This window comes from Prevotella multiformis DSM 16608 (assembly GCF_000191065.1).
Lineage (GTDB): Bacteria > Bacteroidota > Bacteroidia > Bacteroidales > Bacteroidaceae > Prevotella > Prevotella multiformis.
The window spans coordinates 1,094,711-1,120,716 of record NZ_GL872282.1; the positions used below are offsets into that span (position 1 = coordinate 1,094,711).

At 56.4% G+C, this 26,006-nt stretch carries 17 protein-coding genes and 1 tRNA gene; 10 read left to right on the forward strand and 8 right to left on the reverse strand.

Features of this window, described 5'->3' with window-relative positions; genetic code table 11:
• Position 1 precedes the first annotated feature (1 nt).
• The 8 genes from HMPREF9141_RS04425 (at position 2) to HMPREF9141_RS04460 (ending at position 12,001) form a co-directional block, all read left to right on the forward strand.
• Positions 2-1,642 carry a RagB/SusD family nutrient uptake outer membrane protein gene (locus HMPREF9141_RS04425; RefSeq protein ID WP_007367306.1) on the forward strand — a complete coding sequence of 547 codons (1,641 nt, stop codon included), beginning with the start codon at positions 2-4 and terminating at the stop codon, positions 1,640-1,642.
• Complete coding sequence (locus HMPREF9141_RS04430) at positions 1,639-2,835, forward strand: metallophosphoesterase (RefSeq protein WP_007367307.1); 1,197 nt, start codon at positions 1,639-1,641, stop codon at positions 2,833-2,835. Before HMPREF9141_RS04425 ends, HMPREF9141_RS04430 begins: the two co-directional genes overlap by 4 nt.
• A gap of 184 nt (positions 2,836-3,019) precedes the next feature.
• A tRNA-Gln gene (locus HMPREF9141_RS04435) sits at positions 3,020-3,090 on the forward strand.
• Positions 3,091-3,268: 178 nt separating this feature from the next.
• Positions 3,269-3,655 carry a rhodanese-like domain-containing protein gene (locus tag HMPREF9141_RS04440; RefSeq protein ID WP_007367308.1) on the forward strand — a complete coding sequence of 129 codons (387 nt, stop codon included), beginning with the start codon at positions 3,269-3,271 and terminating at the stop codon, positions 3,653-3,655.
• A gap of 1,004 nt (positions 3,656-4,659) precedes the next feature.
• Entirely contained in the window at positions 4,660-7,629 is a 2,970-nt protein-coding gene (locus tag HMPREF9141_RS04445) for a SusC/RagA family TonB-linked outer membrane protein (protein ID WP_007367311.1), read from the forward strand.
• A 13-nt stretch (positions 7,630-7,642) separates the two neighbouring features.
• The gene (locus tag HMPREF9141_RS04450) at positions 7,643-9,217 is read left to right on the forward strand and encodes a RagB/SusD family nutrient uptake outer membrane protein (RefSeq protein ID WP_007367312.1); all 1,575 of its coding nucleotides are present in this window, start codon (positions 7,643-7,645) and stop codon (positions 9,215-9,217) included.
• A 14-nt stretch (positions 9,218-9,231) separates the two neighbouring features.
• Entirely contained in the window at positions 9,232-10,929 is a 1,698-nt protein-coding gene (locus tag HMPREF9141_RS04455; RefSeq protein WP_007367313.1) for a DUF5114 domain-containing protein, read from the forward strand.
• Between the two features lie 25 nt (positions 10,930-10,954).
• On the forward strand, positions 10,955-12,001 hold the full coding sequence (locus HMPREF9141_RS04460) for a glycoside hydrolase family 53 protein (RefSeq protein ID WP_007367314.1): 1,047 nt from the start codon (positions 10,955-10,957) through the stop codon (positions 11,999-12,001).
• Here the strand turns inward: HMPREF9141_RS04460 and HMPREF9141_RS13840 are convergent.
• Complete coding sequence (locus HMPREF9141_RS13840) at positions 11,989-12,114, reverse strand: hypothetical protein (protein WP_257009559.1); 126 nt, start codon at positions 12,112-12,114, stop codon at positions 11,989-11,991. The two genes, HMPREF9141_RS04460 and HMPREF9141_RS13840, sit on opposite strands and share 13 nt — an antisense overlap.
• A gap of 425 nt (positions 12,115-12,539) precedes the next feature.
• On the opposite strand from HMPREF9141_RS13840, the gene HMPREF9141_RS04475 reads away from it, so the two are divergent.
• Entirely contained in the window at positions 12,540-16,310 is a 3,771-nt protein-coding gene (locus HMPREF9141_RS04475; protein WP_257009560.1) for a hybrid sensor histidine kinase/response regulator transcription factor, read from the forward strand.
• Positions 16,311-16,518: 208 nt separating this feature from the next.
• Here HMPREF9141_RS04475 and HMPREF9141_RS04480 read toward each other — a convergent pair whose 3' ends face one another.
• The 7 genes from HMPREF9141_RS04480 to rsmA form a co-directional block, all read right to left on the reverse strand.
• Entirely contained in the window at positions 16,519-17,805 is a 1,287-nt protein-coding gene (locus HMPREF9141_RS04480; RefSeq protein ID WP_007367318.1) for a bifunctional folylpolyglutamate synthase/dihydrofolate synthase, read from the reverse strand.
• A gap of 109 nt (positions 17,806-17,914) precedes the next feature.
• Positions 17,915-19,057, reverse strand: coding sequence for a molecular chaperone DnaJ (dnaJ, locus tag HMPREF9141_RS04485; protein WP_007367319.1), 1,143 nt, complete (start codon positions 19,055-19,057; stop codon positions 17,915-17,917).
• A gap of 149 nt (positions 19,058-19,206) precedes the next feature.
• On the reverse strand, positions 19,207-19,773 hold the full coding sequence (locus HMPREF9141_RS04490) for a nucleotide exchange factor GrpE (protein ID WP_007367320.1): 567 nt from the start codon (positions 19,771-19,773) through the stop codon (positions 19,207-19,209).
• Positions 19,774-19,973: 200 nt separating this feature from the next.
• On the reverse strand, positions 19,974-21,590 hold the full coding sequence (locus HMPREF9141_RS04495; RefSeq protein ID WP_007367322.1) for an ABC-F family ATP-binding cassette domain-containing protein: 1,617 nt from the start codon (positions 21,588-21,590) through the stop codon (positions 19,974-19,976).
• A gap of 256 nt (positions 21,591-21,846) precedes the next feature.
• Positions 21,847-22,641 (reverse strand): DUF3825 domain-containing protein, encoded by a 795-nt coding sequence (locus tag HMPREF9141_RS04500; protein ID WP_007367323.1) that lies wholly within the window; start codon positions 22,639-22,641, stop codon positions 21,847-21,849.
• 760 nt (positions 22,642-23,401) lie between these two features.
• Positions 23,402-23,890, reverse strand: a complete 489-nt coding sequence (gene msrC / locus HMPREF9141_RS04505; protein WP_040554259.1) for a free L-methionine (R)-S-oxide reductase MsrC — start codon at positions 23,888-23,890, stop codon at positions 23,402-23,404.
• A gap of 126 nt (positions 23,891-24,016) precedes the next feature.
• Positions 24,017-24,889: a 16S rRNA (adenine(1518)-N(6)/adenine(1519)-N(6))-dimethyltransferase RsmA gene (gene rsmA, locus HMPREF9141_RS04510; RefSeq protein WP_007367325.1), complete on the reverse strand. Its 873-nt coding sequence runs from the start codon at positions 24,887-24,889 to the stop codon at positions 24,017-24,019.
• Between the two features lie 78 nt (positions 24,890-24,967).
• Between rsmA and HMPREF9141_RS04515 the strand changes: the two genes are divergently transcribed.
• A complete protein-coding gene (locus HMPREF9141_RS04515; RefSeq protein ID WP_007367326.1) occupies positions 24,968-25,999 on the forward strand; it encodes a lysylphosphatidylglycerol synthase transmembrane domain-containing protein in 1,032 nt (343 codons plus the stop codon).
• The last annotated feature ends 7 nt before the right edge of the window (positions 26,000-26,006 follow it).

Genomic DNA, 26,006 nt, shown 5'->3' on the forward strand with positions numbered 1-26,006 from the left:
CATGAAGTATTTACGCCATTCTCTATTGATTCTAAGTGTCATGACACTGACCGGCTGCCTGGACGAGAACGCAAGGGACAGTCTCGACGAAAGTCAGGTCTATACCTCGGCGAAGGCTGTCTACGTCAATGCCGTCGCCACCTTATATAATTATATGGGAAGCGACAAGGACAGCGAGGGACTGCAGGGAACCTATCGCGGTGTCTACGACTACAATACCTTCACGACCGACGAGGCGCTTATTCCTGTGCGCGGCGGCGACTGGTACGACGGCGGCTTCTGGGAGAACCTGTACCTGCACCGCTGGAAGACGGATGACGGACCGCTTTACAATACCTGGTTATATTTCTACAAGGTGATCACTTTCAGCAATGACGGTCTTGCCACCATCGACAAGTACAGGCATCTGCTTACCGACACACAGTACAAGGCCTACCGGGCCGAGGCGCGTGCCGTCCGTGCCATGTTCTATTATTACCTCATGGATATGTTCGGCAATGTCCCGCTGATAACGGGCGTGGAGGAGACCCCGGGGAATGCCGTCCAGACAGGCCGGCCGGAAGTGTTCAGATTCGTCGTGAAGGAGCTGCAGGAGGTAGAGCCGCTGCTTCCGGCAGGGCACAGTAACTTCGAGGGCAAGGACTACGGACGCGTGACGCGCTCTGTCGCCGACTTCCTTCTGGCCAAACTCATGCTGAATGCCGAGGTGTATGCCGACGCCGACTGGACGGACGGCCAGCAGCCGGACGGCAGTCAGCTGTACTTTGCGGTCGACGGCCAGCAGATGAACGCCTGGCAGGCCTGCAAGCACTACTGCGACAAGGTGACGGCCGCCGGCTTCACACTGGCACCCGACTACCTGAGCAACTTCTCTGTCCACAACGAGAACTCGCCGGAGAACATCTTTGTCATTCCGATGGACAAGCACCTATATAAAGCCCAGTTCCAGTATCTGTTCCGTTCCCGCCACTATGCCCACGGCGGTGCGGTAGGCACTTCCTCGGAGAACGGATCCTGTGCGACGCTCTCCACCGTCCGCACCTACGGCTATGGAACCAGCGCGGTGGACAGGCGTTATGCCTATAACCTCTATTCCGACACGGTGCGTGTGAACGGTGAGATCGTCCGTCTGGAGAACGGCGACCCGCTTGTCTACATGCCGCTTGAAGTGGAGGTGAACCTCACGAACAGTCCTTATGTCAAGACGGCAGGGGCACGGATGGCGAAGTATGAGGTGGATCCCAATGCCTACAACGACGGAAAGAGTCCCGACAACGACATTGTCCTCTTCCGCTATGCCGATGTCCTGCTGATGAAAGCCGAGGCAGAGGTGCGCAACGGCGAGAACGGCGATGCCGAGCTGAACGCCGTGCGCAGCCGCAGCGGAATGGGCTACAGGGCGGCCACCCTGGACAACATCCTTGCCGAACGGCTCATGGAGCTGATGTGGGAAGGATGGCGGCGCAACGACCTCATCCGCTTCGGCCGTTTCCACCGGTCCTACGACCAGCGGACGGCACCGGCGACGGAAGCCGACCGCCACACCATCGTCTTCCCGATTCCGGAACGTGTCGTCGACCTCAACGGCAATCTGGTACAGAATAAAGGCTATCGGTCCGGGCGCAAATCCACTCTCCGATGAAAGCGGATTTCAAGGAACAGCTGCTGCCTGTCGTGCTTTTCCTTCTGCTGCTCGCCTTGCCCGACGGGTACGTGGGATGGCGGTATGTGCTGCCTTCCCGGGACTTCGGGCTGGGCGTTGTCTGGCTGCTGCCGACCGTGGCGACTGTCGCCACCTTCTATCTGTTCCGTGCGGGAATCTACCATAATGCGCTCCTGCGTGCCTTCACGGTACTCCTGCTCTGTCTCGACCTGCCCAGGCTGGTGTTCGTCCTGTTGCAGTTTGTCCTCCCGCCGGAGGCCGCCCTGCTGTGCGCTGCCGCCCTGATAGCCGTCTTCGTCTACGGCTTCTTCTTCGGCTGGCGGCGGATCATGGTGCGTACGGCGGTCTGCGAGTCGGAACTGCTACCCCCGGCTTTCGACGGTTATCGTATCCTGCAGCTGAGCGACCTGCACCTCGGCACGTATCTCCGCAATCCCGGATTCATCAGGAAACTGGTGCGGATGGTCAACGAACAGAAACCGGACCTGGTGGTTTTCACCGGCGATCTGGTGAATGTGCGGGCAGACGAGGTGCTCCCTTTCCTTGCCGACCTCAGCCGGATCACCGCTCCGGATGGCGTCTATAGTGTCATGGGCAACCATGATTACTGCGAATACGGCATGGAGGCGACTGCCGGGAACAGGGGCGGCGACCGGAAAGGGGCATTCGCCCAGGAACCGCCCGCCCTGCGCAACCAGCGTGTGCTGGAGTATCTGGAGGAGAAGATCGGCTGGCATCTGCTGATGAACCGCCATGTCCATATTGTCCGTAAGCGCCGGCGGGAGGGAGCGGACGAGAGCGAATCGATAACCCTGATCGGTGTGGAGAATATCAGCCGCCCGCCTTTCAAGAGCATGGGCGACCTGGGGAAGGCCATGGAGGGACTGGCCGCCGGGACGTTCAAGATCCTGCTCAGCCACGACCCTACGCATTGGCGGCGGGGCGTCCTGCACAAGACGGACATCGCCCTTACCCTTTCCGGCCATACCCATGCCGGCCAGCTGAAGATCGGCCGGTTCTCTCCCGCCAAGTGGGCGTACCATGAGTGGGGCGGCAAATACGTAGAAGACGGTTCTATGCTGTATGTCTCGCTCGGTATCGGCGGTACGGTCCCGTTCAGGTTCGGGGCGTGGCCGGAGGTGAACGTGATCCGTCTGGTCCGCAGGCAATGAGCGGGATTTTTCCTCCGTTCCTTCACGCCGAAGGCGGCGCTGCAGGCACGGCGGGAATCCGCCCGTTTGGCGGGCGAAGCATAAAAAACAGGCTGTAGATAGAAAAAAGTCCATGGAAATTTTGGCAGTTCGGGAAAAAGTGCTACCTTTGCAATCGCAATTCGGAAATGAGTTGAATGTTCATTGGGATATGGTGTAATGGTAACACTACAGATTCTGGTCCTGTCATTCCTGGTTCGAATCCGGGTATCCCAACAGAGAGAGAGTTGATGATTCAACTCTCTTTTTTTGTCTTATAACAAACCAGATGACGGCCGGTGCAGGGATCCGTGAGGCTCTCCGGGACATGCCCTTGCGTTGAGCAAGGATTGTCAGGGGGAGGAGAGGGAGGCCTGTGCAGTCCCCGTCAGTAGATAAAAGAACCAGAAGAGAGATGAAAAAGATGATTACAGCCCTGCTGGCAGCAATGGGCGTCAGTCTTGGCGCAACGGCGCAGGAGCTTTTCGAGAATGTAGATGTCAACCGTTTCGAGCAGGTCATCAGTTCCGATTCTGTCCAGCTGGTGGATGTCCGTACACCGGCGGAATATGCCGAGGGGCATCTTGCCGGGGCAGTGAACATCAATGTGAAGGATTCCGCCTTCCTGACAAATGCGCTCGCCCGGCTCGACAGGAAGCGTCCTTGCGCCGTCTATTGCCGTTCGGGCAAGCGTTCCGCCATTGCCGCTCTGCTCCTTGCCGGGAAAGGGTATTCCGTCACCAATCTTCGGGGCGGAATCATCGCATGGACAGAAGCCCGGAAGAAAGTCGTCAACGAATAGGGAGGCGGCCGGCGGTCAGATCACAGGTCGTCGGAAGAGCGGGATTCTGTCTTGAAACCGTCAACCCGGCCTGAGAGCAGGCCGAAAGGCGGTCAACCGGAAACATTGAACCGCACGCCCCCGGACATCAGGCGCGCCCCGGAATGGTCTCCAGCCAGTCGGGACTCGGCTTCCCGACGGCCGGGAACTGGATTCCCAGCGGCTGGGAACAGGAATCCCGACCGGTTGGGAACAGCATTCCCTGTGCCGGCGGAAAGCCTCTTGCCGTCGGTACCTGACATCCTGTCTGTCCTATTGGGTCAGACCGGCATCATCCACTTGCCTGCGGTCCGGGTATGTCTGTCCTCCGGCCTGTCAGACTGTATCCCGGGAATAGGACAACTGTTCCCCATCATACAGATCTGATTTGAGGGTGTGTCAAAATGCAAATACCATTTTGATCATCTTACAGTTTGAGACAATTCATTAAAAATGACCATTTCTGTACTCGATTTTGAGTAAAGAAATGGCCTTTTCTTTGCTTTTAGGAAAAACCTGCTTATAGTTTGAAAGTTGTCAGGTTATTAATTTGCATTTTACACATCCCCTTTTTTATTATCGGTCTGATGAGGTCTGCATGACAGATCCGCCTGCGGTTCATCCCTGCGTCATACAGAAATCTTATTCGTTCCATTCCGGCTGCCGGATAGCTGTCGGCTTCACAATGGGAATGGAAAATCCCCCTCCTGCACCGGTAGAAAACGTTTTGTCCCAACAGATTCCCACCCTGTCCAAAATGAGCAAAACATTGTCCATTTTGTGCTTGCGTTGTATCGGGAAGTCTATTAATTTTGCCACATCAAACGGATCGCCTCTCTCTCTGGCAGGCTGCTCCTGACCTGGACGAAGGTGTCATCGGTCAGCCTCTCCAGCCTTGTTGCAGGGAGGACAGGAGGCGGCCGGCCGGCTCTGGGGAGCACGATTTCTTATACCGGATACAATTATCTATATAACTAAAAACCAATATGATTTACAAAAGCAATTTCAAAGCGCGCTTGTTCTGTATGGTTTTCCTTGTCTTTCTCGTCACTGCGTCTTCTTTCGCACAGAATGTCAGGACGGTGACAGGCACGGTGTCGGACGACAATGGGGAAGCCCTTGTCGGTGCGACCGTGACGACAGGGAGGCAAGGGAAAGGCACTGTCACCGATCTTGACGGAAAGTTCGTCCTTGAAGTAGACGGGCAGACGGCAGAAGTGCAGGTCTCCTATGTCGGTTACAAGACCCGGACGGTGCGCATCCCCGCAAGGGGACCGCTGTCTGTCACGCTTGCCTCTGACGAGCAGGTCCTGCAGGAGGCTGTCGTCATCGGTTACGGTGTACAGCGCAGGAGCGATCTTACCGGCTCCGTGTCGAGTGTGGGCAGCAAGGATTTCAACCAGGGGGTTGTCAGTTCGCCCGAGGCACTGGTCAATGGCAAGGTAAGCGGTGTGCAGATTGTCAACAGCGGCGGCTCGCCCTCGGCGGGCAGTACGATCCGCATCCGTGGCGGCGCATCGCTCAATGCGTCCAACGACCCGCTGATAGTGCTCGACGGCATGCCCATGGAGGTCGGCGGGTCGGTTTCCGGCAGCGGAAACTTCCTGAGTCTCATCAATCCGAACGACATCGAGAGCATGACTATCCTCAAGGATGCGTCCTCGACGGCCATCTACGGATCGCGTGCCTCCAACGGTGTCATCATCATCACCACTAAGAAGGGCACCAGTTCCGTCCGCCCGAAGATCACGTTCTCCTCGACGAACGCCCTCCAGACTCCCACCCGGACGGCTGATATGATTACACGTGACGAGCTGTACCGTCTGGTGCGCACTTACGGCAATGACAGCCAGAAGTCGCTGCTCAACGACGGTGTCGACACCGACTGGAACAAAGAAATATTCCATACCGCTTTCGGAACGGACAACAACCTTGGTATCTCCGGCAGGGCTGGTGCGATGCCTTACCGCCTGTCCCTCGGCATAAGCGACCAGAACGGAATCCTGCGGACGGACAATGTGACCCGCTACACCGGCAGCCTTACGCTCACTCCCACCCTCCTGGACAACCGTGTCAAGCTGAATGTCAACTTGAAGGCGACCTATGGCGACAACCGATTTGCCAATACGGAAGCCATCTGGAGCGCTGCCACGCACAATCCCTGTTCGCCGGTCTATTCGGGCAGCGACGCTTTCCTCGGCTATCACGAAGCGGTCGATGCCAACGGCGTTCCTGTCACGGGTGCTACGGGAAATCCGGCAGGACTACTTTCCAATTATCATTCCACGAGCAAGGTCTGCCGGGTCATCGGCAGCCTCGATGCAGATTACAGCTTCCGTTTCCTGCCCGGTCTCCATGCCCACCTTACGCTCGGCTACGACGGGTCGCGCGGCCGGGGACACGTCTATGTGCCACACGAAGCCTACCAGTATTACAACACAGGAGGCCGCAACTACGGGTACGGGCCGCAGAAGAACCGGAACAGGCTGTTCACGTTCTATTTCAACTACAACAGATATGTGGAGCGTATCAAGAGCAACTTTGAGGTCACGGCCGGTTACGACTACCAGTTCTGGAAGTACACCAACGCCGCCTACACCGAACTCAATGACAGAGAACCGGCCGAGCAGCAGGCTGCCTCTGCCGCCGACGACCAGCGGCATGTCCTGCTCTCGTATTACGGCCGTCTGAACTACAGCTTCGACGGCAGGTATCTGCTCACGGCCAGTCTGCGCCGCGACGGTTCCTCCCGCTTCGGCAAGGACAGCCGGTGGGGTTCTTTCCCGTCGGTCGCACTGGGATGGCGGGTGTCTGAGGAAGGCTTCTTCAAGGTGCTCAAACCGGCTTTCAGCACGCTGAAACTGCGTGCCAGCTATGGTGTGACCGGGCAGCAGGACGGCATTGCCAATTACTGCTATCTGCCTTTGTACACGCTCAGCCAGCGCGGGGCCTATTATATGTTCGGAGGCATTCCGACGGCAACCTACCGTCCGTCCGCATACAACAGCGGTCTGAAGTGGGAGACGACAAAGGCCTGGAACTGGGGGCTGGACTTCGGATTTTTCGGCGACAGGCTGACAGGTTCCATCGACTATTACCGCCGCAGGACAGAAGATCTGCTGGCCACGGTCCCTGTTGCAGCCGGTACGAACTTCAACAAGCAGATGCTGAGCAACGTGGGGAATATCACGGGCAAAGGTGTGGAAATCTCCCTGTCTGCAACGCCTGTGCAGACAGACAGCTGGGAGTGGAGCCTCAGCGGTAATGCGACCTGGCAGCGCAACCGGATTACGAATCTCCGCCTCAACGCCCGTTCGGCATCGCCCCACACGCCGGCCGGTGCCATCGACTCGCATTATGTACAGGTGCTGTCAGAGGGGCATGCACCTTATAGTTACTACGTCTACAAGCAGATTTATGACGAGAGGACAGGACTGCCGATAGAAGGACTCTACGCCGACCTCAACGGCGACGGAAAGGTAGACTCGAAGGACCTGTACCATCACCATTCGCCGTCGGCCGACTGGCTCTTCGGTCTCTCCACGTCAGTGCGCTGGAAGCGGCTCACGCTGAGCACATCGCTCCGTGCCAGTGTCGGCAATTACCTCTACAACGGAATGGCGATGAATACGGGTGCATGGGAAACGATGTCGTACAACAGCTACCAGCTCAACCGCCTCAATGCCAGCTATCTGGAGACACATTTCCGGAAACGGCAGTTCGAGAGCGACCTCTATGTGGAGAACGCTTCGTTCCTGAAGATGGACAACCTGCAGCTGTCGTACAATTTCGGGAAGATTGCGAAGTGGTGTTCGCTCAACGCCTCGTTCATGGTGCAGAACGTGTTTACCCTCACGGATTACACGGGTGTCGACCCGGAGTGCCAGGGCGGCATAGACATGAGCGTGTACCCGCGTCCCCGTATCTATTCTCTGACCATAGGATTGGATTTCTAAAACATCGAAAACAATGAAGACAAAACATATCATTCTTATTACTCTGGCCGTATGCGGTCTGAACGCCTGCACGGCCGACCTCGACCAGACTCCCCATACCGACAGCCAGCATTCCGCCGGTGAAGTCTACGGCACGGAAGAAGGATACAGGCAGGCACTTGCCAAACTGTATGCCTCGTTTGTCATCACCGGACAGGAACAGGGCGGCGGCAATGCCGATCTGGCAAGCAACAGCGGCTACGACTTCCTCCGCGGCTACTTCAATCTCCAGGAGGCACCTACTGACGAGCTGGCGGGGACATGGCTCTCGGGCGACAAGATAGAGGGACTGACCTATATGTCGTGGGATGCCAGCGACCCCTGGGTGGCCGACACCTACTATCGTGCATACTATACGATTGCCTTGTGCAATGAGTTCCTGCGCCATGACACCGAAGCCGTCTCCGGGGGGAACAGCCGTCTGAAGGCCTACCGTGCGGAGGCCCGCTTCCTGCGTGCGCTGTCCTACTACTACGTGCTCGACCTTTTCGGGAAGGGACCTTTCGTGGATGAAACGATGGGCGTCGGATCTTACACGCCCGGGTGTTACAGCAACAGGCAGCTCTTCAGTTATATCGAATCGGAACTGAAAAGCATATCCTCCGACGGCCTGCAGGCCCCGCAGTCGTGCGAATACGGACGTGCATCAAAGGCTGCTGCATGGGCTCTGCTGGCGAAGCTGTACCTCAATGCAGAAGTGTACGGTGCCGGTATGCACTACACAGACTGCATTACCTGCTGCAAGAAAATCGTCAGTGCCGGCTTTTCCCTTGAGCAGGATTACGGCAAACTGTTCAATGCCGACAATGACAAGCGTACCAACGAGATTATCTTCCCGCTTGTCGTCGATGCCGTCCACACGGTCTCCTGGGGTGCCACGACCTATATCGTCTGTGGCGAATGCGGCAACACCAGCACCCAGAATCCTGCCCGCTATGGACTGACGAACGGATGGGGTATGTTCCGTGTGCGGGGTGAACTGCCGCAGCTTTTCGCAGGCAGGGAGAAGACCGACCGGCGGTACAGGTTCTATACCGACGGTCAGGAGCAATGGCTCGGAAAGGGCATCGACAACCAGTCGGAAGGTTATTTCGGCGAGAAATACTCCAATCTTACCGATGCAGGCGAGCCTGCCAGCAATACGGGAGCGGCAGGGTGCAGCATTGATTATCCTGTGTTCCGCCTTGCGGATGTGTACCTCATGCTTGCTGAGAGCGTGCTGCGTGGCGGACAGGGTGCGTCACGTGCCGAGGCACTGCAATGCGTCAACCGTGTGAGGGAGCGTGCCTTCGGCAATGCCGACGGCGACATCCGTGCGGCGCAGCTCACGCTGAAGTTCATCCTCGACGAGCGGGGTCGCGAACTCTACTGGGAGTGTACACGCCGCACGGATCTCATACGGTACGGCCTGTTCACAGGGGATGCGTACACGTGGCAGTGGAAAGGCGGCGTGGCAGACGGACGTGCCACGGACAGCCGGTACAATGTCTATCCGATTCCCGCGGCCGAACTGTCGGCCAACCCCAATCTTTCAAACGAAAATTATTAACTCCCTGATAGGTTATGAACAAAACAAAATATTTTTTACTATCTTTGCTGGCCGTCCTGTCCTCTGCCTCATGCAGCACCGATGCTGACCTGATTTCCTCCAGCGGAGCACAGGCCGTAGAACTGGACGGATCCGGCGATGTCGTCCTCGACAAGAACCATAAGCCGGATCTTGCCCTGACCCTCTACTGGACGGACAATTCCCGGCTGTCCACCAGCGATGAGCGTGTACAGGCACCGGCCGGTACGACAGCAAACACGTTGCAGTTCGCCGGTACGGAGGATTTCTCCTCTCCGGTGGAAGTCCTCACCAAGGCCGGCAGCACTTCCCTGCAGTACACGGTCGAGGCACTCAACACGCTTGCCGGACGGCTGGGGCTGGCGGGCGATACGCCGTCGCCCCTGTACATACGGATGAAGTCGGTGCTGGCGAACAACCTGGATCCCGTGTACAGCAACGTTTACCGCATACAGGTCACCCCTTACCGGATTGACATGAGCCGGGCCTTCATCCTCGCCTCCGACCGTACTGACACCGGCAGGCGGCTTTCTTCGCCCGAGTCCGACGGCATCTACCGCGGGTTCGTGGGGGCTGCCGGATGGTACAACTGGTGGCTGCAGGAAGGCGACGGCACGCTCTGGGGCAATGTCGGCGACGACGGCGGCGGCAAGGCGTTTGCGGCAGGCAGCGGCGAGACGCATTGGAACTTCTGGTTTCCGGGGCCGTCAGGCTGTTACTACACGGTCGTGAACACCCCGCGGCAGGAATGGAGTGCGCTGTACATTCCTTCGCTTTCCGTCAGCGGAGCCATCGAGGGCGAAATGACCTACGACAGGAAGACGGGCAGGTGGACGCTGCCCTTCCATGCGGCATCAGCCGGAGAGGTAAGGATCCGTATCAGCGGTACCGGCAGGCAATACAATGTCTCTACCGGGACAGACGACGAGGCTGCCCTCCGCACGGACGTGGCTTTTGGCATGGAGAACGGGAAGATCACATTCGGTTCTGTCCCTACTGACATCACGGTGCAGGTTCCTTCTGCGGGCGACCAGACGCTGATGCTGGATCTTTCCGATCCGACGGGCTGGACCTGCACGGCAGGCAAGGGCAGCACTCCGGAAGAAGTCCCGGGAAAGCTGTACATCCTCGGCAACGACGACCTGTGGGACTACACGGAATATCTGACGCTGTACGACGAGGACAATCTCTGCTATGCCGCAGCGGTCAGTTTCAATTCCTCATGGGGCTATTACTTCTCGAAGGCCTATCAGGACTGGACGGAAATCGACCAGGATCCCGCCACGGAGGAGAAGAAGCTCACCGTGAAAGGCCGGAACATTCCCCAGCCCGGCAAAGGCCTGTATGTCGTTTGCGCCTCGCTCGGTTGGATGAGCTACTGGTATCCGATGGACGAGGCTGTCACGGAAGTCGCATATGCCGGCTTCAACGACAGCTGGGAACCGGTCGGGATGTCCCCCGTAGCCGGCCGTCCCGGGGTATATGCCGCAACGGTCGCGGCGACAGCCGATACCCCGTGGGGCGTGCAGATTCTCCTCAATGGTTCCAGCAAGAATCTGTTTGGCACGCAGGCTGACGGCACGCTCCGGTGGGGCAGGAAGGAAGATGGCGCACCGAAGGGATGGAAGGTCGGGAAGACCTATGCCTTCACCGTCGATCTCTGCAAGGGCACTTATACATTAACTGAACAATAAACAACATCCTTATACAACTGTAAAAATGAAGAAGTTTTTTAATATGATCGCCCTGCTGCTGTTCATCACAGGCGTGCAGGCATCCTGCAACAAAGAAGACAGTCCCGTGACCTCCCCCCGGCAGCCGGAACAGACACCGGCCGCAGCCGGAACGTTCGCCAAAGGTGCGGACATAAGCTGGGTGACCCAGCTGGAGAGCGAGGGACAGAGCTTCTATGACGGGAACGGCGGGCGCACGGAACTCATGACACTGCTCAAAAGAGACTGCCATGTAGACGCCGTCCGGCTGCGTGTCTGGGTAAATCCGGCATCGGGCTGGAACAACGCCGACGATGTGCTGGTGAAGGCGCGCCGGACTGCGGCACTGGGGCTGAGGGTCATGATCGACTTCCATTTCAGTGACAGCTGGGCTGATCCGGGACAGCAGACCGTTCCGGCAGCGTGGGCAGGCTACGACCTCCCGCAGATGAAGACGGCGGTGGCCGCCCATGTCACGTCGGTGCTGACGAAACTTAAGTCGTTCGGCATCACCCCTGAATGGGTGCAGGTCGGCAACGAGACCCGCACGGGCATGCTGTGGCCGCTGGGCCGCATCGACAACGGGAGCAACTATGCCGAACTGACCAATGCGGGCTACGATGCGGTAAAGGGTGTCTTCCCCGGCGCCAAGGTGATTGTCCACATTGACTGTGGCGACAACCTGGCGTTCTATACCCGTGTCTTCGACTATATGCGGAAGTATGGCGGGAAGTACGATGTCATCGGTATGTCGCTCTATCCTGAAAAGGGAAAGGGTGCCGTCTATGCAGACAAATGTGTAGACAATATCAAGACGCTGTATGCCACCTATGGAAAACCGGTCATGCTCTGCGAGATCGGCATGGACTATGACAATGCCGAGGAGTGCCGCGACTGCATTGCCTCGGTCATCCGCAAAGGAAAGGCCACGGGACATCTCGAGGGGGTCTTCTACTGGGAGCCGGAAGCACCTGCCGGTTACAACGAAGGCTACAACAAGGGCTGTTTCGTCAACGGTACACCCACGGTGGCGCTGGATGCCTATGCGGAATAGCCCGCTGTGCAGCGGAGGACGGCGGGAAACCGCAGGCGGTGGGAGAACGGCTCGCTCTTCCGGACCGGGCTGGCAGACTGCCGTCCGCATCCGTCGAAAGTCCTTTTTTCCACTTCTTTTTCACGGTCTCCTCTTTCATCCGAAGGGCGGCTGGATCCGGACTTGTATCCATCTGATGAACAGTGCATTATAAAGCCGTTTTCAAAAGGTGCTTGGTTGCGGTCTAAGGAGGCGTTGATTGAAGGCTGATGGGGCGTTGATTGAAGGGCAAGAGGGCGTTGGTTGGAATGTCGGGGACGGCAGGTCACAAAACGGCCGGTGCAATCCTGTCCGTTCCTTGGAGGCGGATCCGTCCGGAAGAGGGCTGTCCGCCGCTTCCCTGCCTTCCTGTCCGCTGCCGTGCGGAAAACACATTAAAAACAAGAAGAAGCCGCCCGGAAAGCGGCTTTTTCTGTAATTTTGCAAATGATTTGCCGTACGGGGAAAACAGGGACGGTCCTGTCTGCTCCACGGCTGTAATCTTTTTGGTATGACAAAGATGTTCGGACATTTAAGACGAAGAATCCTCTCACTGCTGCTCCTTCTGTCGGGAGCAGCCTGCATGGCGTCCGGGTCGGCGCACTTCGCCCGGTTTTTCAACGTTTCTCTGCCTTATGCGGCGAACGAGGTGGAGCAGGTGTGGCAGGACCGCCAGGGGATGGTCTGGCTCATCACGAGGCAGGGCGTGTTCACCTACGACGGTTACAGCACCCGGAAGATTACCGGCGGCAGCTTCTGGACTGCTGCCGCATTGAACCGCGACATCCTTATACTGGGCGGTGACGACGGACTCCGGTTTCTCGACATCAGGAGCGAACGGCTCTGCAACCCTCTGGGCAATGTCCCGCAGACGGGCGAGGTACGTGTAGTCGTCATGTCGGGAGGAGTCCTCTATGCGGGGACGAAGTCGAACGGTCTCTTCAGCTTCGACACCCGGCGCCGGCTGTGGCAGCGGTATATGGTTCCGGGCGGCAAGGACAATATCATCTACGCCATCCGACCTGTCGGCAACGGCGTGTACATAGGCCATCTGAAGGGACTCTCTTTCATGGACGGCAGGGGAAACATAAGGGACACGGGCATACACGACAATGTCTACAGCATCGATATAGACCGGAGACGCAGGTGTCTGTGGGTCGGAACGGAGCATGGTCTCCTGCACCGCAGTCTGGTGGACGGAAAGACGGCTCGTGCCCTGTCGGGCAGCACGTACAACCATCCCCTCGTCCTGCCTGACGGCAACCTGCTCGTCGCTTCAGAATACGGCATGCTGGTGTTCAACCCGGAAAGCGGAAGCAGACGGACGGTGAGCCATGACGTGTCGTCGCCTCTGTACAGTCTGCCCAGCAACCGTATCAACAGCTTCTTCCGCGACCGCCTGGGCAATATATGGATCTCCACCGACCACGGGGCGGCATTCGCCCGGCAGGCGGATCCTTTCGAGTACACCCGCATTGTCGACATGATCCGCTCGAACGAGGGAAACACCTTCACGAACGTCCTCGAGACGGCTGACGGGGAGAAGTGGCTCGGAGGAGAGAACGGAATCCTGCACGTCACAAGGCGGGGCTGCAGATGGTTCAGGGTCGGCAGCGGACTGAAGAAGAACATGATACGCCATATCTATGAAGACCGTGACCATGACATCTGGATCGCCACGGATGCGAGTATAGCCAGGTACGACCGGCAGGCGGACCGGTTCGACTATTTCACCCTCACCGGCAGCGACGGACGGAATTCGGACTGGGCCTATGCCCTCTACGAAGACGACCGGCGGAGGCTGTGGGTGGCCACCTACATGGGCGGACTGTACGTCGTCGACAAGAAGGCGCTGCTGCGGAGCGGCGGGACTTACCGGATGCTGCGGTCGCCCTTCGGGAAGGATGCCGAGCTGGTAAGCACGGCCTACCGGCTTGTTCCGGACGGCAGCGGACACCTGTGGACCTATACCGGCAAGGGACTGGTGTCCATCGACACACGCAGTTTCCGCGTGTCGCTCAGGCGGAAGATGTTTCTTGACGGCATGACGGTGGCAAGAGGCTCTGTATGGATTGACGTGCAGGGTCGTCTTTACAGATACGAGATGGCATCGGGCAGGTACACCGATACCGGGTTCAGCGTGGATGACGGCATGATCTATGCCTTCGTGAACGAGAACGCCCGGGTATGGATGTCGACGTCAGAAGGACTTTTCTACATCGACCTGCACGACAATACGGTCCATTCTTCGGGCAAGCCCGAGTACAGGTTCACGGCCGGTACTTACGTGGGTGCAGACCGTTCGATATGCTGGGGCGGACAGGATGTCGTGGCCAGGCAGCGGATATCGGACGGAAGGAACAGCCGTGACGTGGATGTTTACGTCACGGGGATAAGCGTCGACGGCAGAGCTGTCGGCGGCATTGTCCCGCGCTTTGCCACGGATATCCGTCTTGGCGGAAGGAAGAACATCTCCATCTTCCTTTCCACCTACGACTACGGCAACGGCAGCTCGGAAGTACTGTGGTACAGACTGGGCGACGGCAGCCGATGGATGCCGCTGGCTGCGGGGACGAACAGCATCGCCCTGCCGGCCCTGCCGGGCGGTGCCTGCGAACTGTATGTGTCGGCCGGTCCCCGGTCGGGCAGTGTCAGGAAGTACACGCTCTGGGTGCCCTATCCCTGGTACCGGCAGTGGTGGGCATGGCTGCTGTATCTTCTGTCGTCCTCGTCGCTTGTCTATGCGGTCTTCTCCTTTTACAGAAGGCGTGCGCAGCAGGAGCTAAGAGAACGCGAACGGGAGAACGCCATCGCCCTGACGGAGCAGAAGATGGACTTCTTCGTCGAGATGTCGCATGAGGTCAAGACACCGCTCAGCCTGATCATAGCCCCGCTGGAGAAGCTGCTGTCGGAAACGACCAATGCCCGTTTCCGCGGGAAGCTGCGGTCGATACATGGCAATGCCATGCGGCTGAGCGACATCATCAACCGCATATTGGACTTCAAGCGGATGGAAGTCGAGGGCGATGACCGGATTCTCGACTCGCACGTCGATTTCGTCTCCCTGGTGGGCAACTGTGTCCGTGAGTTTTCTGACCGGGCACGGGACCGGCAGGTGTCGCTGTCGTTCCACAGCTCCGTAGAGACGCTCTGGATGGATGTTGACATCGTCAAGATACAGTCGGTCGTCCGCAACCTCCTGTCCAATGCTGCAAAATATGTTGACGACAGGACGGGGCGGATTACGGTCAGCGTCGGTACGGGACAGGGCTGCGCAACGGTCAGCGTTGCTGACAACGGGCCGGGTGTCCCGGCAGGCGAACTCCGCCGGATCTTCTATAAGTACTACAAAGGCGACAGCCAGCATGACGGTACGGGGCTGGGGCTGGCCGTGGCGAGGAAATATGTGGAACTCCATGGGGGGACAATCGCCGCCGAGAATGCCGGCGGGCTGAGGGTGACCTTCTCGATTCCTGTCGGCGAGGCCGGGTACGGACTGTCGGGCGACGGAAGTCGTACCGGCGATGCGGACGGACGGCCGACGGTGCTTGTCGTGGATGACAACCATGACATGGTGGACTTCCTGAAGTCTGCCCTGAACGAGAACTACAGGGCGATGGTGGCTTACAGCGGTGAGGAAGCGATGGAACACGTGGCGGCGACAGTCCCCGACATCATCATCACCGACCAGATGATGCCCGGCATGGACGGGACGGAACTGTGCAGGCGGCTGCGGCATAACCATGCGACAGCAGACACGCCCATCATCATGCTGACGGCAAAAGATGACCAGACGACAGAACTGAAGAGCATTTCGTGCGGTGCCGACGTGTTCATTCCCAAGCCTTTCAATCTGCAGAAACTCCAGCTGCACATGGTACAGCTGCTCAGGCGGAAGGCTTCGATAGTCAAGAGTGCCCATATCGTTTCTATCGCGGAAGAGGGACAGGGGAGAATTGAAACGGTGAATGATGACGAGCGTTTGATGACCGAAATCATGAAGGCCATCAACAGCAATATGTCGTCGGAAGAATTCAATGTAAGCAGACTGTGCGAGCTGATCGGAATCGAACAGAAGCAGCTTTACCGGAAGATGAAGTTGCTTACAGGGCAGACACCTGTCAGTTTCATACGTGAACAGCGGCTGAAGCGGGCTGCCATGCTGCTTGGACAGGGGCAGCTTACGGTTTCCGAGGTGATGTATCAGGTGGGCTTCAGCAGTCTGTCGTATTTCAACAAATGTTTTACCGGGATGTACAAGGTGTCTCCAAAGGAATACAAAGGCAGCTGACGGCTTCGGCATCGGCGGGGAAGGGGGATTGATAAAAGGGAATGAAGGGACGTGCTTTGCAGCAGTCGCCCCTTCATTCCCTCTGTGTGTCTTTGTCTCTTTTTGCTTTTCTTATGTCTCTTTGCTTCCCTTGTGTGTCTTTGTCCTTTTGTGTGCTTCGTTGGACTTATGTTTGCTTTGAGAGCCTGTACCGAAGGCTGCCCGGAGGTCATCTGATGGCTGCCAGAAGGTCGGCCACTACATAGCTGGAACCTCCGACGAAGATGAAATCGTCCTTGTCGGCAGCATGAAGGGCGGCACGGTAGGCTTCCGGAACGGTAGGGAAGGTCTCTCCGTGCAGGCCGTAGCCGGCAGCTGTGGCGGCGACTTTCTCTGCCGGGAAGGCACGTCGGGTGGAGGGCTGTGTCCAGTAGTAGGCGGCATCGTCGGGCAGCATGGACATGACAGCGTGCAGGTCCTTGTCGTCTACCATGCCGAAGACGATGCGCCTGCAGCGGCAGGGCTGGTGACGGATCTGCCGGGAGAGGTACTGCCAGCCTCCGGCATTGTGCCCTGTGTCGCAGATGACCAGCGGACGGTCCTGCAGTTTCTGCCATCTCCCCATCAGGCCTGTAGCCTCGCAGACATCGGCGAAGCCTCGGGCGATGCTGTCGGTATTTCTGATCACGCCTTTATTATACAGGAGCATGGCGGCTGTCAGCACCGTGTTGGCATTCTTCTCCTGATAACTGCCGCCCAGTTCGCCGGTGATGTCGCCGAAGAAGCGTGTCCGGTAAGCGATGCCGCCGGTAGGGAGTGCGTGTGATGCGCATACGGCCGGAATGTCTTCCGCAAAGACGATGAGTGCGTCCATCTTCTGTGCCTTTGCCTGGAATACCGCCTTTGTCTCGGGTACGGCCTCGCCGATGATGACGGGTACGCCCTGTTTGATGATGCCTGCTTTCTCGCCGGCAATCGCTGCCAGGGTATTACCGAGGAACTGTGTGTGGTCGAGTGAGATGTTGGTGATGATGGACAGGACGGGGGTGATGATGTTCGTGCAGTCCAGCCTGCCGCCCAGACCTACTTCGATGACGGCGATGTCTACCTTCTGTTCAGCAAAGTATTTGAATGCCAGTGCTGTCGTCAGCTCAAAGAAAGACGGATGGAGCGGTTCGAAGAAGCGACGCTCCTGTTCGACGAAATCTATGACTTCCTGTTCCGGAATCATCTGTTCGTTGACCCTGATGCGCTCTCGGAAGTCAACAAGATGCGGACTGGTGTAGAGTCCTACTTTGTAGCCTTCGGCCTGGAGAATGGCGGCCAGTGTGTGCGAACAGGAGCCTTTGCCGTTGGTTCCGGCAACATGGATGGACAGGAAACGGGTGTGAGGATGGCCGAAGTGTTCGTCCAGAGCCTTTGTCGTACCCAGTCCTTCTTTATAGGCGGAAGCACCGATGTGCTCGAAGACGGGGGTGCTGGCAAACAGGTATTTTACAGTTTCTTGGTATGTCATGGGATGGGTGGGGTAGGAGGGGATGGGCGGTGATAAGCGGTGATGGCTGGTGATAAGCGATGATGGCTGTGATAAGCGATGATGGGCTGTGATAAGCGGTGATAAGCGTCTATGAGAACAGTTTACGGAAGTTCTCGAAGATGGAGTGCTTGGTCGTGGTGTCGCCTTTGAAGTTTTCGCTCTCACGCAGCCTCTCGATGGCTTTCCGCTCTTCTTTGTTCAGTTCCTTCGGGACATACACGCTGATGTGGACGATCAGATCGCCTGTGCCGATTCCATAGCCTTGGACGGCGGGCAGTCCCTTGCCGCGCAGGCGGAGCGTCTTGCCCGGCTGCGTGCCCGGTTCGATCTTGATCTTCACGCTGCTCCCGTCAATGGTCGGGATGTCAGCCTGTCCGCCCAGTACCGCCGTCGGGAAATCGAGCAGGAGATTGTAGACGACATTCTGTCCGTCGCGGATGAAGGTATCGTCGGGCTCTTCCTCTATGTACACTTGGATATCTCCCGTCACACCGTTGTGTCTTCCGGCGTTGCCCTTGCCCGGGACATTGACGACCATACCCTCGGCTACGCCTGCCGGGATGTTGATTTCAACGACTTCTTCGCCTTTGACGATGCCTTCTCCATGGCAGTGGCTGCACTTGTTCTTGATAACGGTTCCCTCGCCGCCGCAGACATGGCAGACGGTCTGGGTCTGCATCATGCCGAAGATGCTCTGCTGGGTGCGGATTTCCACGCCCGTCCCATGACAGTTCGGGCAGGTCTCGCTACCGCTGCCGGCCTCTGCTCCAGAGCCGTGGCAGTGGTCGCAGGTAACATCCTTGCGCACCTTGAACTTCTTGGTGACACCTGTCGCTACCTCTTGCAGGGATAGCCGGACCTTCAGACGCAGGTCCGTACCCCGGTATCTCTGTGCCTGATGTCCGCCTCTGCCGCGCCCGCCGAAGATGTCGCCGAACATGGAGAAGATGTCGTCCATGGAGAATCCGCCGGCTGCACCGAACGGACTGCCGCCGCCAAATCCGCCGCCCGGTGCATCGAAACCGAACTGGTCGTACATCTGGCGTTTCTGCGGGTCATGCAGCACATCGTATGCTTCGGCGGCTTCCTTGAACTTTGCCTCTGCCTCCGTATCACCCGGATTGCGGTCGGGATGATACTTGATGGCAAGTTTCCTGTATGCTTTCTTTATCTCGTCTTCTGAGGCGCTCTTGCTGACACCCAGCACCTCGTAGTAGTCTCTTTTTGCCATTCTTCTTTATGGAATTTAAGGAGGCAGGGAGAGCTGCAAAGGGGAAGGCGGCCGCCCCGACCCTTATGTCCGGAGTGCCGAGGGGACAGCCCCCGCATGAGTGGGATTTCCTTCAGCGCCTCTTCGTCTCTTTCTGTCTCCTTCCGATATTATTGTCCGACGGCCACTTTCGCATGGCGGATGACCTTGTCGTTGAGCGTGTAACCCGTCTGTACGCAGTCGATCACCTTGCCTTTCTTTTCGTCGCCCATGCCCGGAACCATTGCGATGGCCTCATGGTAGTCGACGTTGAAGTCGGCGTTGTCGGTTTCGATCTTCTTTACGCCTAACGTTTCCAGCACCTTGATGAACTTCTTGAATATCAGTTCAAAGCCCTCCTTGATGGCCTGCGGGTCTTCCGTCTTGTCAGCAAGTGCGCGTTCGAAATCGTCAAGAACGGGCAGGACTGCCGAGACGGTCTTCTCGCTTCCGTTGAGGATAAGCTCCGACTTCTCCTTCAGCGTGCGTTTTTTGTAGTTGTCGAATTCAGCCGCCAGACGGATGTACTTGTCTTTCCACTGGTCGGCTTCCTGCCGTGCAGCCGTTGCAGGGTCGGTCTCCTGTTCTTCCGGCACAGGCTGCTCTTCCTGCGTCTCAGCTTCGTTCGCGGCGGTATTCTGGCTGTTCTGTTCCAGCTCTTCGCCATCCACGTTTATCTTTCTCTTGTTCTTACTCATGTCTAAATTCTATTTCTCATAAGTATGTATTGCAAATTGTATGCCATCTTTGACGTTCTCAAGACCGGTTCTGCCGACCGCCTCTGACGGCTTCAGCCTTCCCGGCCGGCCGGGGATGCCGCATGAAAGCAGGAAGACACCGGCGGGCCAGCCCTGCCTCATGGCTCCGGCATGCCTGTATGGAATCCCCGGATTCTGCCTTAATACATCCCCGCCTTCTGCTCTTTGATGCGGTCGTCGTGAATGTATTCGTCATAGGTCATCAGCTTGTCGATGGTTCCCTTCGGCGTCAGTTCGATGATGCGGTCGGCCACGGTGTTGATGAACTCGTGGTCGTGGGAGCTGAAGAGGATGTTGCCCTTGAAGCTGATCAGGTTGTTGTTGAACGCCTGAATGCTCTCCAGGTCGAGGTGGTTGGTAGGCGTGTCGAGAATCAGGCAGTTGGCGTTCTGCAGCTGCATACGTGCAATCATGCAGCGCATCTTCTCGCCTCCGGAGAGCACGTTCACCTTCTTTTCAACCTCTTCCTGCTTGAAGAGCATGCGCCCGAGAAATCCCTTCATGGCGACCTCGTTGCCCGGCCCGTACTGCGACAGCCAGTCGACGAGGTTCAGGTCGCTGTTGAAGAACCCGGTATTGTCCAGCGGGAGATAGGCCGTCGTGATGGTCACGCCCCAGTTGTAAGTGCCGCCGTCAGCCTTTCGGTTGCCGTTGATGATCTCGAAGAGGGCCGTCATCGCCTTCGGATTGCGGGAGAGGAAGACGACCTTCTGCCCTTTCTCGATGTTGAAGTTCACGTTGTCGAACAGCACTGTGCCGTCGGCATCGACAGCCTTCAGGTTCTCCACTTCAAGGATCTGGTTGCCCGGTTCGCGCTCCATGGAGAAGATGATGCCCGGATATTTGCGGCTCGAAGGACGTATCTCCTCGACGTTCAGGCGTTCCAGCATCTTCTTGCGCGAGGTGGTCTGCTTGCTCTTTGCCACATTGGCCGAGAACCGGCGGATGAACTCCTCCAGCTGTTTCTTCTTCTCCTCGGCCTTCATCTTCTGGTTCTGGGCCTGGCGGAGAGCCAGCTGCGAGCTTTCGTACCAGAAAGAGTAGTTGCCGGCGAAGACGGTCACCTTGCCAAAATCGATGTCGATGGTCTGCGTGCTGACGGAATCGAGGAAGTGACGGTCGTGGGAAACGACCAGTACCGTCTGGTGCTCGTCGATGTCGCCGAGGTGGTCCTCCAGCCACTCGACGGTGTCGAGGTCGAGGTCGTTGGTAGGCTCATCGAGCAGCAGGTTCTCCGGTTTCCCGAAGAGGGCTTTTGCCAGCATGACGCGCACTTTCTCCGTATTCGACAGTTCCGCCATCTGCTTCTGGTGCAGGTCCTCCTTGACACCGAGGTTCTGCAGCAGCTGTGCCGCATTGCTCTCAGCCTCCCATCCGTTCATCTCGGCGAACTTCAGCTCGAGGTCGGCGGCGCGGTTGCCGTCCGCCTCGCTCATCTCCGGTTTGGCGTAAAGTTCCTCACGCTCCTTCATGTTCCGCCAGAGCGTCTCGTGTCCCATGAGGACGGTATCCATCACCTTGTATCCGTCATATTTGAAGTGGTCCTGCTCCAATACCGACAGCCGTTCGCCCGGCCCCAGTTCCACGGTTCCCTTGTTGGGCTCCAGGTCGCCGGAGATGGCCCGGAGCAGCGTCGACTTGCCGGCGCCGTTGGCACCGATGACGCCGTAGATGTTGCCCGGTGTAAACTTCAGATTAACGTCCTTGTAGAGAACCCGCTTGCCGAATTGGATCGCAAGATTTGAAAGTGTGATCATCTTTTTCTAATACCTTATTATATCGTAATTTGACTGCAAAGGTACTACTTTTATTTTATTTCCCCAAAAATCCTCCGTGCTACTACCGGCGTTGTGTGGCCAGCTGTTCTGTGCGTGGGGGCATCTGTCCTTCCTGTGTGTGACGGAGCGGCAACTCCCCGGCAAGGCCTGATTACAAGAGTGTGCTTTTCGGGCAGGGGTGTTGATAGGCCATGGGTGAATGACAGATGGATGGCTCACCCTGATGGAGAAGTGCTTATGGTTTCAGCCATACGCTTTGCGGCTTCACGATCAACCGGGCATTGTTATACGCCATTTTCAGTGTGAGACAGGTGCGGGCGGTATAAGTATCATCGCTGATTTTATGGATGACCAATGCCAAATCAGGATTGGGAGACCCTGGCGTAAGGTTCAGGGGTAACAATAGCTGGATACGGTTGTTGTAAAATTGAGGGACAGCCAGTTTGTAGTTGGTTTTTACTCTTTTCTTCACTTCTTCTATGGCTCCATCCAGTCTACGGCGTATTTCTCCCGAATCCAGAGATTGGATGTGGATGGGGAATCGTGTCAGGTTGTCTTCAATGATATGGTCAAGTTGTGGAATAAGTTGACATCGTGGATTGAAAATCAGATCCTCGGGTTTCTGAAAGAAGTCGGCAATGTCCGGGTGTCTGCTTGGAAATGTTTTTAGCAGTTGGATGTCACTTTCTTTTAGGAAAGCCTTGAAACAATATTGGGGATTGTCCTTTCCTTTCCGAGGTTTGCGGTATTCCTCAAAGAAAGCGAATATAGGCTCCAGATTCTTGGTTACCAATCCCGTATTGAAACAAGCGTGAGAGTTGTTGCTTGTGTATGCCACCTTGTTCTCTGCTTTGAGCTTTCTGAAAATATGTTCCAGATAACTCTTCAAAATTGAATAATGTTTTTCGTTTGCATCCGAGAATTCCCAAGCTTCAGGGTCTGCAAGATTCTCGGCCAGGAACTCAATGGCTTTGTCATAGTTGGGGAAGTAGGCAAACTTAAAAAGTGCCGATTCAAAAGTCTTTTTCATGTGTGTAATGAATCTAATGTTAATAAAAAAGGATTCTCAAAAAATCTGATGAGAATCCCTATTGTCTAACTTAAATTTATCTAAAATGGTTGTGGATAGACCCACACGTCATTATGTTTATGCCGCAAAGATAAGCATTTTCTTGTTCAGTTCCAAATTTTCCCCCTGTTTTTTGTTCTTCCGTTAAATCCATAGATTGGAAACAGAATAAAGGCTAATGCACTTGCAGGATATGACCGTCCGAAATCGGATGGCTTCACAAAGGAGGATAGACTGCAAGATAAGATGCAGAAAAGGGGAACAGATACGAGGTCTGTCCATCAGCAGGTCTTTCTGTCTTCTACAGACAACTTATTCCCCATCATCGGTATTTGTAAACAGTTTTCATGTAACGCAAAGCGACACATGCCCTTTTAGCCTCTAAAAGATGCCTGATTGACTTGCAACAGGTGCTCTTTCAGAGCATTACCAACGCCCTTTTGAAGTCCAATCAGGCACCTTTTAAAAACGGCTTGATAACCTGTTGGCTTTCTGCTGGTTGCAAACTTGATTTTTTGTATGTATTTTTATATTTGCAGATGATTTGTCTGCAATTATGTAATGGTTTTTCAAAACCTTGTCTGTATTTTCAACCTATTAAGTTGAAAGGCTTTTGTATCGGAGGGGGCTGATAGAATGGACAGCTGACCGTCTTGGCTCTATTTTGTTGAATGAACCACCTCGGATTTTCCGTAAGGCTCTACGAAAAGCATCCGCACATTTAACGGAAGAACCGGAAAAGGGACTCTGTCTCCTTCATCAGCAGGCCGACAATGTGCTCCAGCTCTTCTTTGTCCGTCTCGTTGAAGTCGCCGGGGCGGGTACTGTCGATGTCGAGCACTCCACGGAAGGTATGTGCGGAATCGTACATCGGGATGACGATCTCGCTGCGTGAGAGGCTGCTGCAGGCGATGTGTCCGGGGAAGTCGTCTACGTCGGGGACGATGAGCGTGTGTCCTTCCTCCCATGCCTTGCCGCAGACTCCCTTTCCGTAAGGGATGGTATAGCAGGCGACGGATCCCTGGAAGGGACCCAGCCGGAGCCGGTCTTTGTCCTGCTGCAGGTAGAAGCCAGCCCAGAAGAACCGTTCCGGGAAGGTGTCGTGCAGGGCCGCTGACACGTTGGCCAAGATGCCCACGAGGTTTTTCTCGCCTTTGATAAGTGCGGCAATCTGCGGTATCAGCTGTTCGTATTGTTCTTTTCGGGTCATGGGTTCCGGGGGGAGTAAAGGATTCATCGAGGATTAAAGGAGCCGGTCCGGCGGAGGGGAAGGGACAAGCCGAAAGTGGAGGGGGGAGGGGAGGCGGAGGATAGGTGGCGGCTCAGGAGCATCTGTCTACGAGGCATCTGGCTTTGCCTCCTTTGATTCCTTCAACCCCTGAGACCTCTCCCGGCTTTCTCCATTTCCGGCGGAAATGAGTTTCAGCTGTTCGTCAACTTTGTTCGTGAGTTCTACGAACTGTGGGATGGACAGCTGTTCGGGGCGTTTCGTCATGATGTCCTGTGCATAGAAGCTGTCGGCCGGTTTCCCGGTATTGAACAGCTGTCGCAGACTGACACGCAGCATCTTCCGCCGTTGGTTGAAGACGGCCTTTACCAGCCGTTTGAACAGCTGCCCGTCACAGCCTAAGTCGGTCACGCCGTTCCGTGTCATGCGGATGACGGCGCTCTTCACCTTTGGCGGCGGGTTGAATACGTTTTCATCCACGGTGAAGAGATACTCCACATCATACCACGCCTGCATCAGGACGGACAGTATTCCGTATGCTTTCGATCCCGGCCCGGCGGCCATGCGGAGCGCCACCTCCCGCTGGATCATGCCTGTGCAGCAGGGGATGAGATCCTTGTAGTCGAGCATCTTGAAGAAGATCTGCGAGGAGATGTCGTAGGGGTAGTTGCCCGTAAGGACGAACTGCCTGCCGTCGAACACCTGCGAGAGGTCCATTCGGAGGAAGTCTTCACCGAGAATATGCTCATGCAGCGTGGGGAATTTCTCGTAGAGGTAGGCGACACTTTCCGCATCGATTTCCACCGCCTTCACTTCCCGGGGCTTCCCCACGAGATACTGCGTGAGGACGCCCATGCCCGGTCCGATTTCCAGAATGGGGATGTCGGGACAGGCATCGACGGTGTCGGCGATCCGGCGGGCGATGCTTAAATCGACAAGGAAGTGCTGACCCAGATTCTTCTTTGGCTTGACTGATTTCATAATTTTTCTTTATTCGCCTACAAAGATATACATTTTATTTTGCATTTAAAAGCATTTTCCTTATCTTTGCTCCATTATATGAAGACGAAGAGACTGTTCAACTATACTGTGAAGATTGCATTGCCGTTACTGCTTGGAAGTGCGATCCTTTATTGGATGTATAGGGGATTCGACTTCTCCAGCATCCGTCATGTCCTCTTTCATGAGATGGACTGGACGTGGATGCTTCTTTCTCTCCCTTTCGGCGTTCTGGCACAGGCTTTCCGTGGATGGAGATGGAAACAGAGCCTCGAACCCATCGGCGAGCACCCCCGTGCGTCGGTCTGCGTCAATGCGGTCTTCCTGTCTTACGCCGTCAGTCTGCTGATTCCCCGTATCGGCGAGTTTGCTCGCTGCGGTGTCTTGAACCGGTACGACAAGGTGCCTTTTCCGAAAGCAATCGGTACGGTGGTAACGGAGCGGGCTGTCGATACGCTCATCGTTCTGCTCATCACTGCCGTCGCCTTCTTCATGCAGCTGGCAGTGTTTTCCAGTTTCTTCTCAAGGACCGGCACGCGCATCGACGACGTCTTCGGGATGTTCTCGGCAACAGGCTGGCTGGTGACGGCTGTCTGCGGCATAGCCTCTGTCATCCTCTTCTATTATGTGCTGCGTCGTCTGGCTTTATATAATAAGGTGAAGGAGATGCTGACCGGTATATGGCAAGGCATCGGTTCGCTGCGGAAAGTAAGGAACATCCCCCTGTTCCTTTTCTACAGTCTTGCGATATGGGGGAGCTATTTCCTGCATTATTACCTGACTTTCTTCTGCTTCGATTCGACGGCACATCTCGGCCTTTCCTGTGCGCTGGTCAGCTTTGTGGTAGGTTCTATTGCCGTCATCGTGCCGACACCGAACGGAGCTGGACCGTGGCATTTCGCCGTCAAGACGATGCTCATCCTCTATGGCGTGGCGGACAACCAGGCATTGTTTTTTGTCCTGATCGTGCATACTCTCCAGACGTTGCTGGTTGTCCTTCTGGGCGTATATGCGTGGATAGCATTGAGCTTTACCCATACGCCCGTCTCACTGGCGAGCCCGGCAGAGCTTATCCGGCCGGTAGAAGAATGAAATATCA

What these genes read in the sequence shown, in the direction of transcription:
- HMPREF9141_RS04425 (WP_007367306.1), top strand. Translation starts at nt 2, where the DNA reads ATGAAGTATTTACGCCATTCTCTATTGATTCTAAGTGTCATGACACTG.
- HMPREF9141_RS04430 (WP_007367307.1), top strand. Translation starts at nt 1,639, where the DNA reads ATGAAAGCGGATTTCAAGGAACAGCTGCTGCCTGTCGTGCTTTTCCTT.
- HMPREF9141_RS04440 (WP_007367308.1), top strand. Translation starts at nt 3,269, where the DNA reads ATGAAAAAGATGATTACAGCCCTGCTGGCAGCAATGGGCGTCAGTCTT.
- HMPREF9141_RS04445 (WP_007367311.1), top strand. Translation starts at nt 4,660, where the DNA reads ATGATTTACAAAAGCAATTTCAAAGCGCGCTTGTTCTGTATGGTTTTC.
- HMPREF9141_RS04450 (WP_007367312.1), top strand. Translation starts at nt 7,643, where the DNA reads ATGAAGACAAAACATATCATTCTTATTACTCTGGCCGTATGCGGTCTG.
- HMPREF9141_RS04455 (WP_007367313.1), top strand. Translation starts at nt 9,232, where the DNA reads ATGAACAAAACAAAATATTTTTTACTATCTTTGCTGGCCGTCCTGTCC.
- HMPREF9141_RS04460 (WP_007367314.1), top strand. Translation starts at nt 10,955, where the DNA reads ATGAAGAAGTTTTTTAATATGATCGCCCTGCTGCTGTTCATCACAGGC.
- HMPREF9141_RS04475 (WP_257009560.1), top strand. Translation starts at nt 12,540, where the DNA reads ATGTTCGGACATTTAAGACGAAGAATCCTCTCACTGCTGCTCCTTCTG.
- HMPREF9141_RS04480 (WP_007367318.1), bottom strand. Translation starts at nt 17,805, where the DNA reads ATGACATACCAAGAAACTGTAAAATACCTGTTTGCCAGCACCCCCGTC.
- dnaJ (WP_007367319.1), bottom strand. Translation starts at nt 19,057, where the DNA reads ATGGCAAAAAGAGACTACTACGAGGTGCTGGGTGTCAGCAAGAGCGCC.
- HMPREF9141_RS04490 (WP_007367320.1), bottom strand. Translation starts at nt 19,773, where the DNA reads ATGAGTAAGAACAAGAGAAAGATAAACGTGGATGGCGAAGAGCTGGAA.
- HMPREF9141_RS04495 (WP_007367322.1), bottom strand. Translation starts at nt 21,590, where the DNA reads ATGATCACACTTTCAAATCTTGCGATCCAATTCGGCAAGCGGGTTCTC.
- HMPREF9141_RS04500 (WP_007367323.1), bottom strand. Translation starts at nt 22,641, where the DNA reads ATGAAAAAGACTTTTGAATCGGCACTTTTTAAGTTTGCCTACTTCCCC.
- msrC (WP_040554259.1), bottom strand. Translation starts at nt 23,890, where the DNA reads ATGACCCGAAAAGAACAATACGAACAGCTGATACCGCAGATTGCCGCA.
- rsmA (WP_007367325.1), bottom strand. Translation starts at nt 24,889, where the DNA reads ATGAAATCAGTCAAGCCAAAGAAGAATCTGGGTCAGCACTTCCTTGTC.
- HMPREF9141_RS04515 (WP_007367326.1), top strand. Translation starts at nt 24,968, where the DNA reads ATGAAGACGAAGAGACTGTTCAACTATACTGTGAAGATTGCATTGCCG.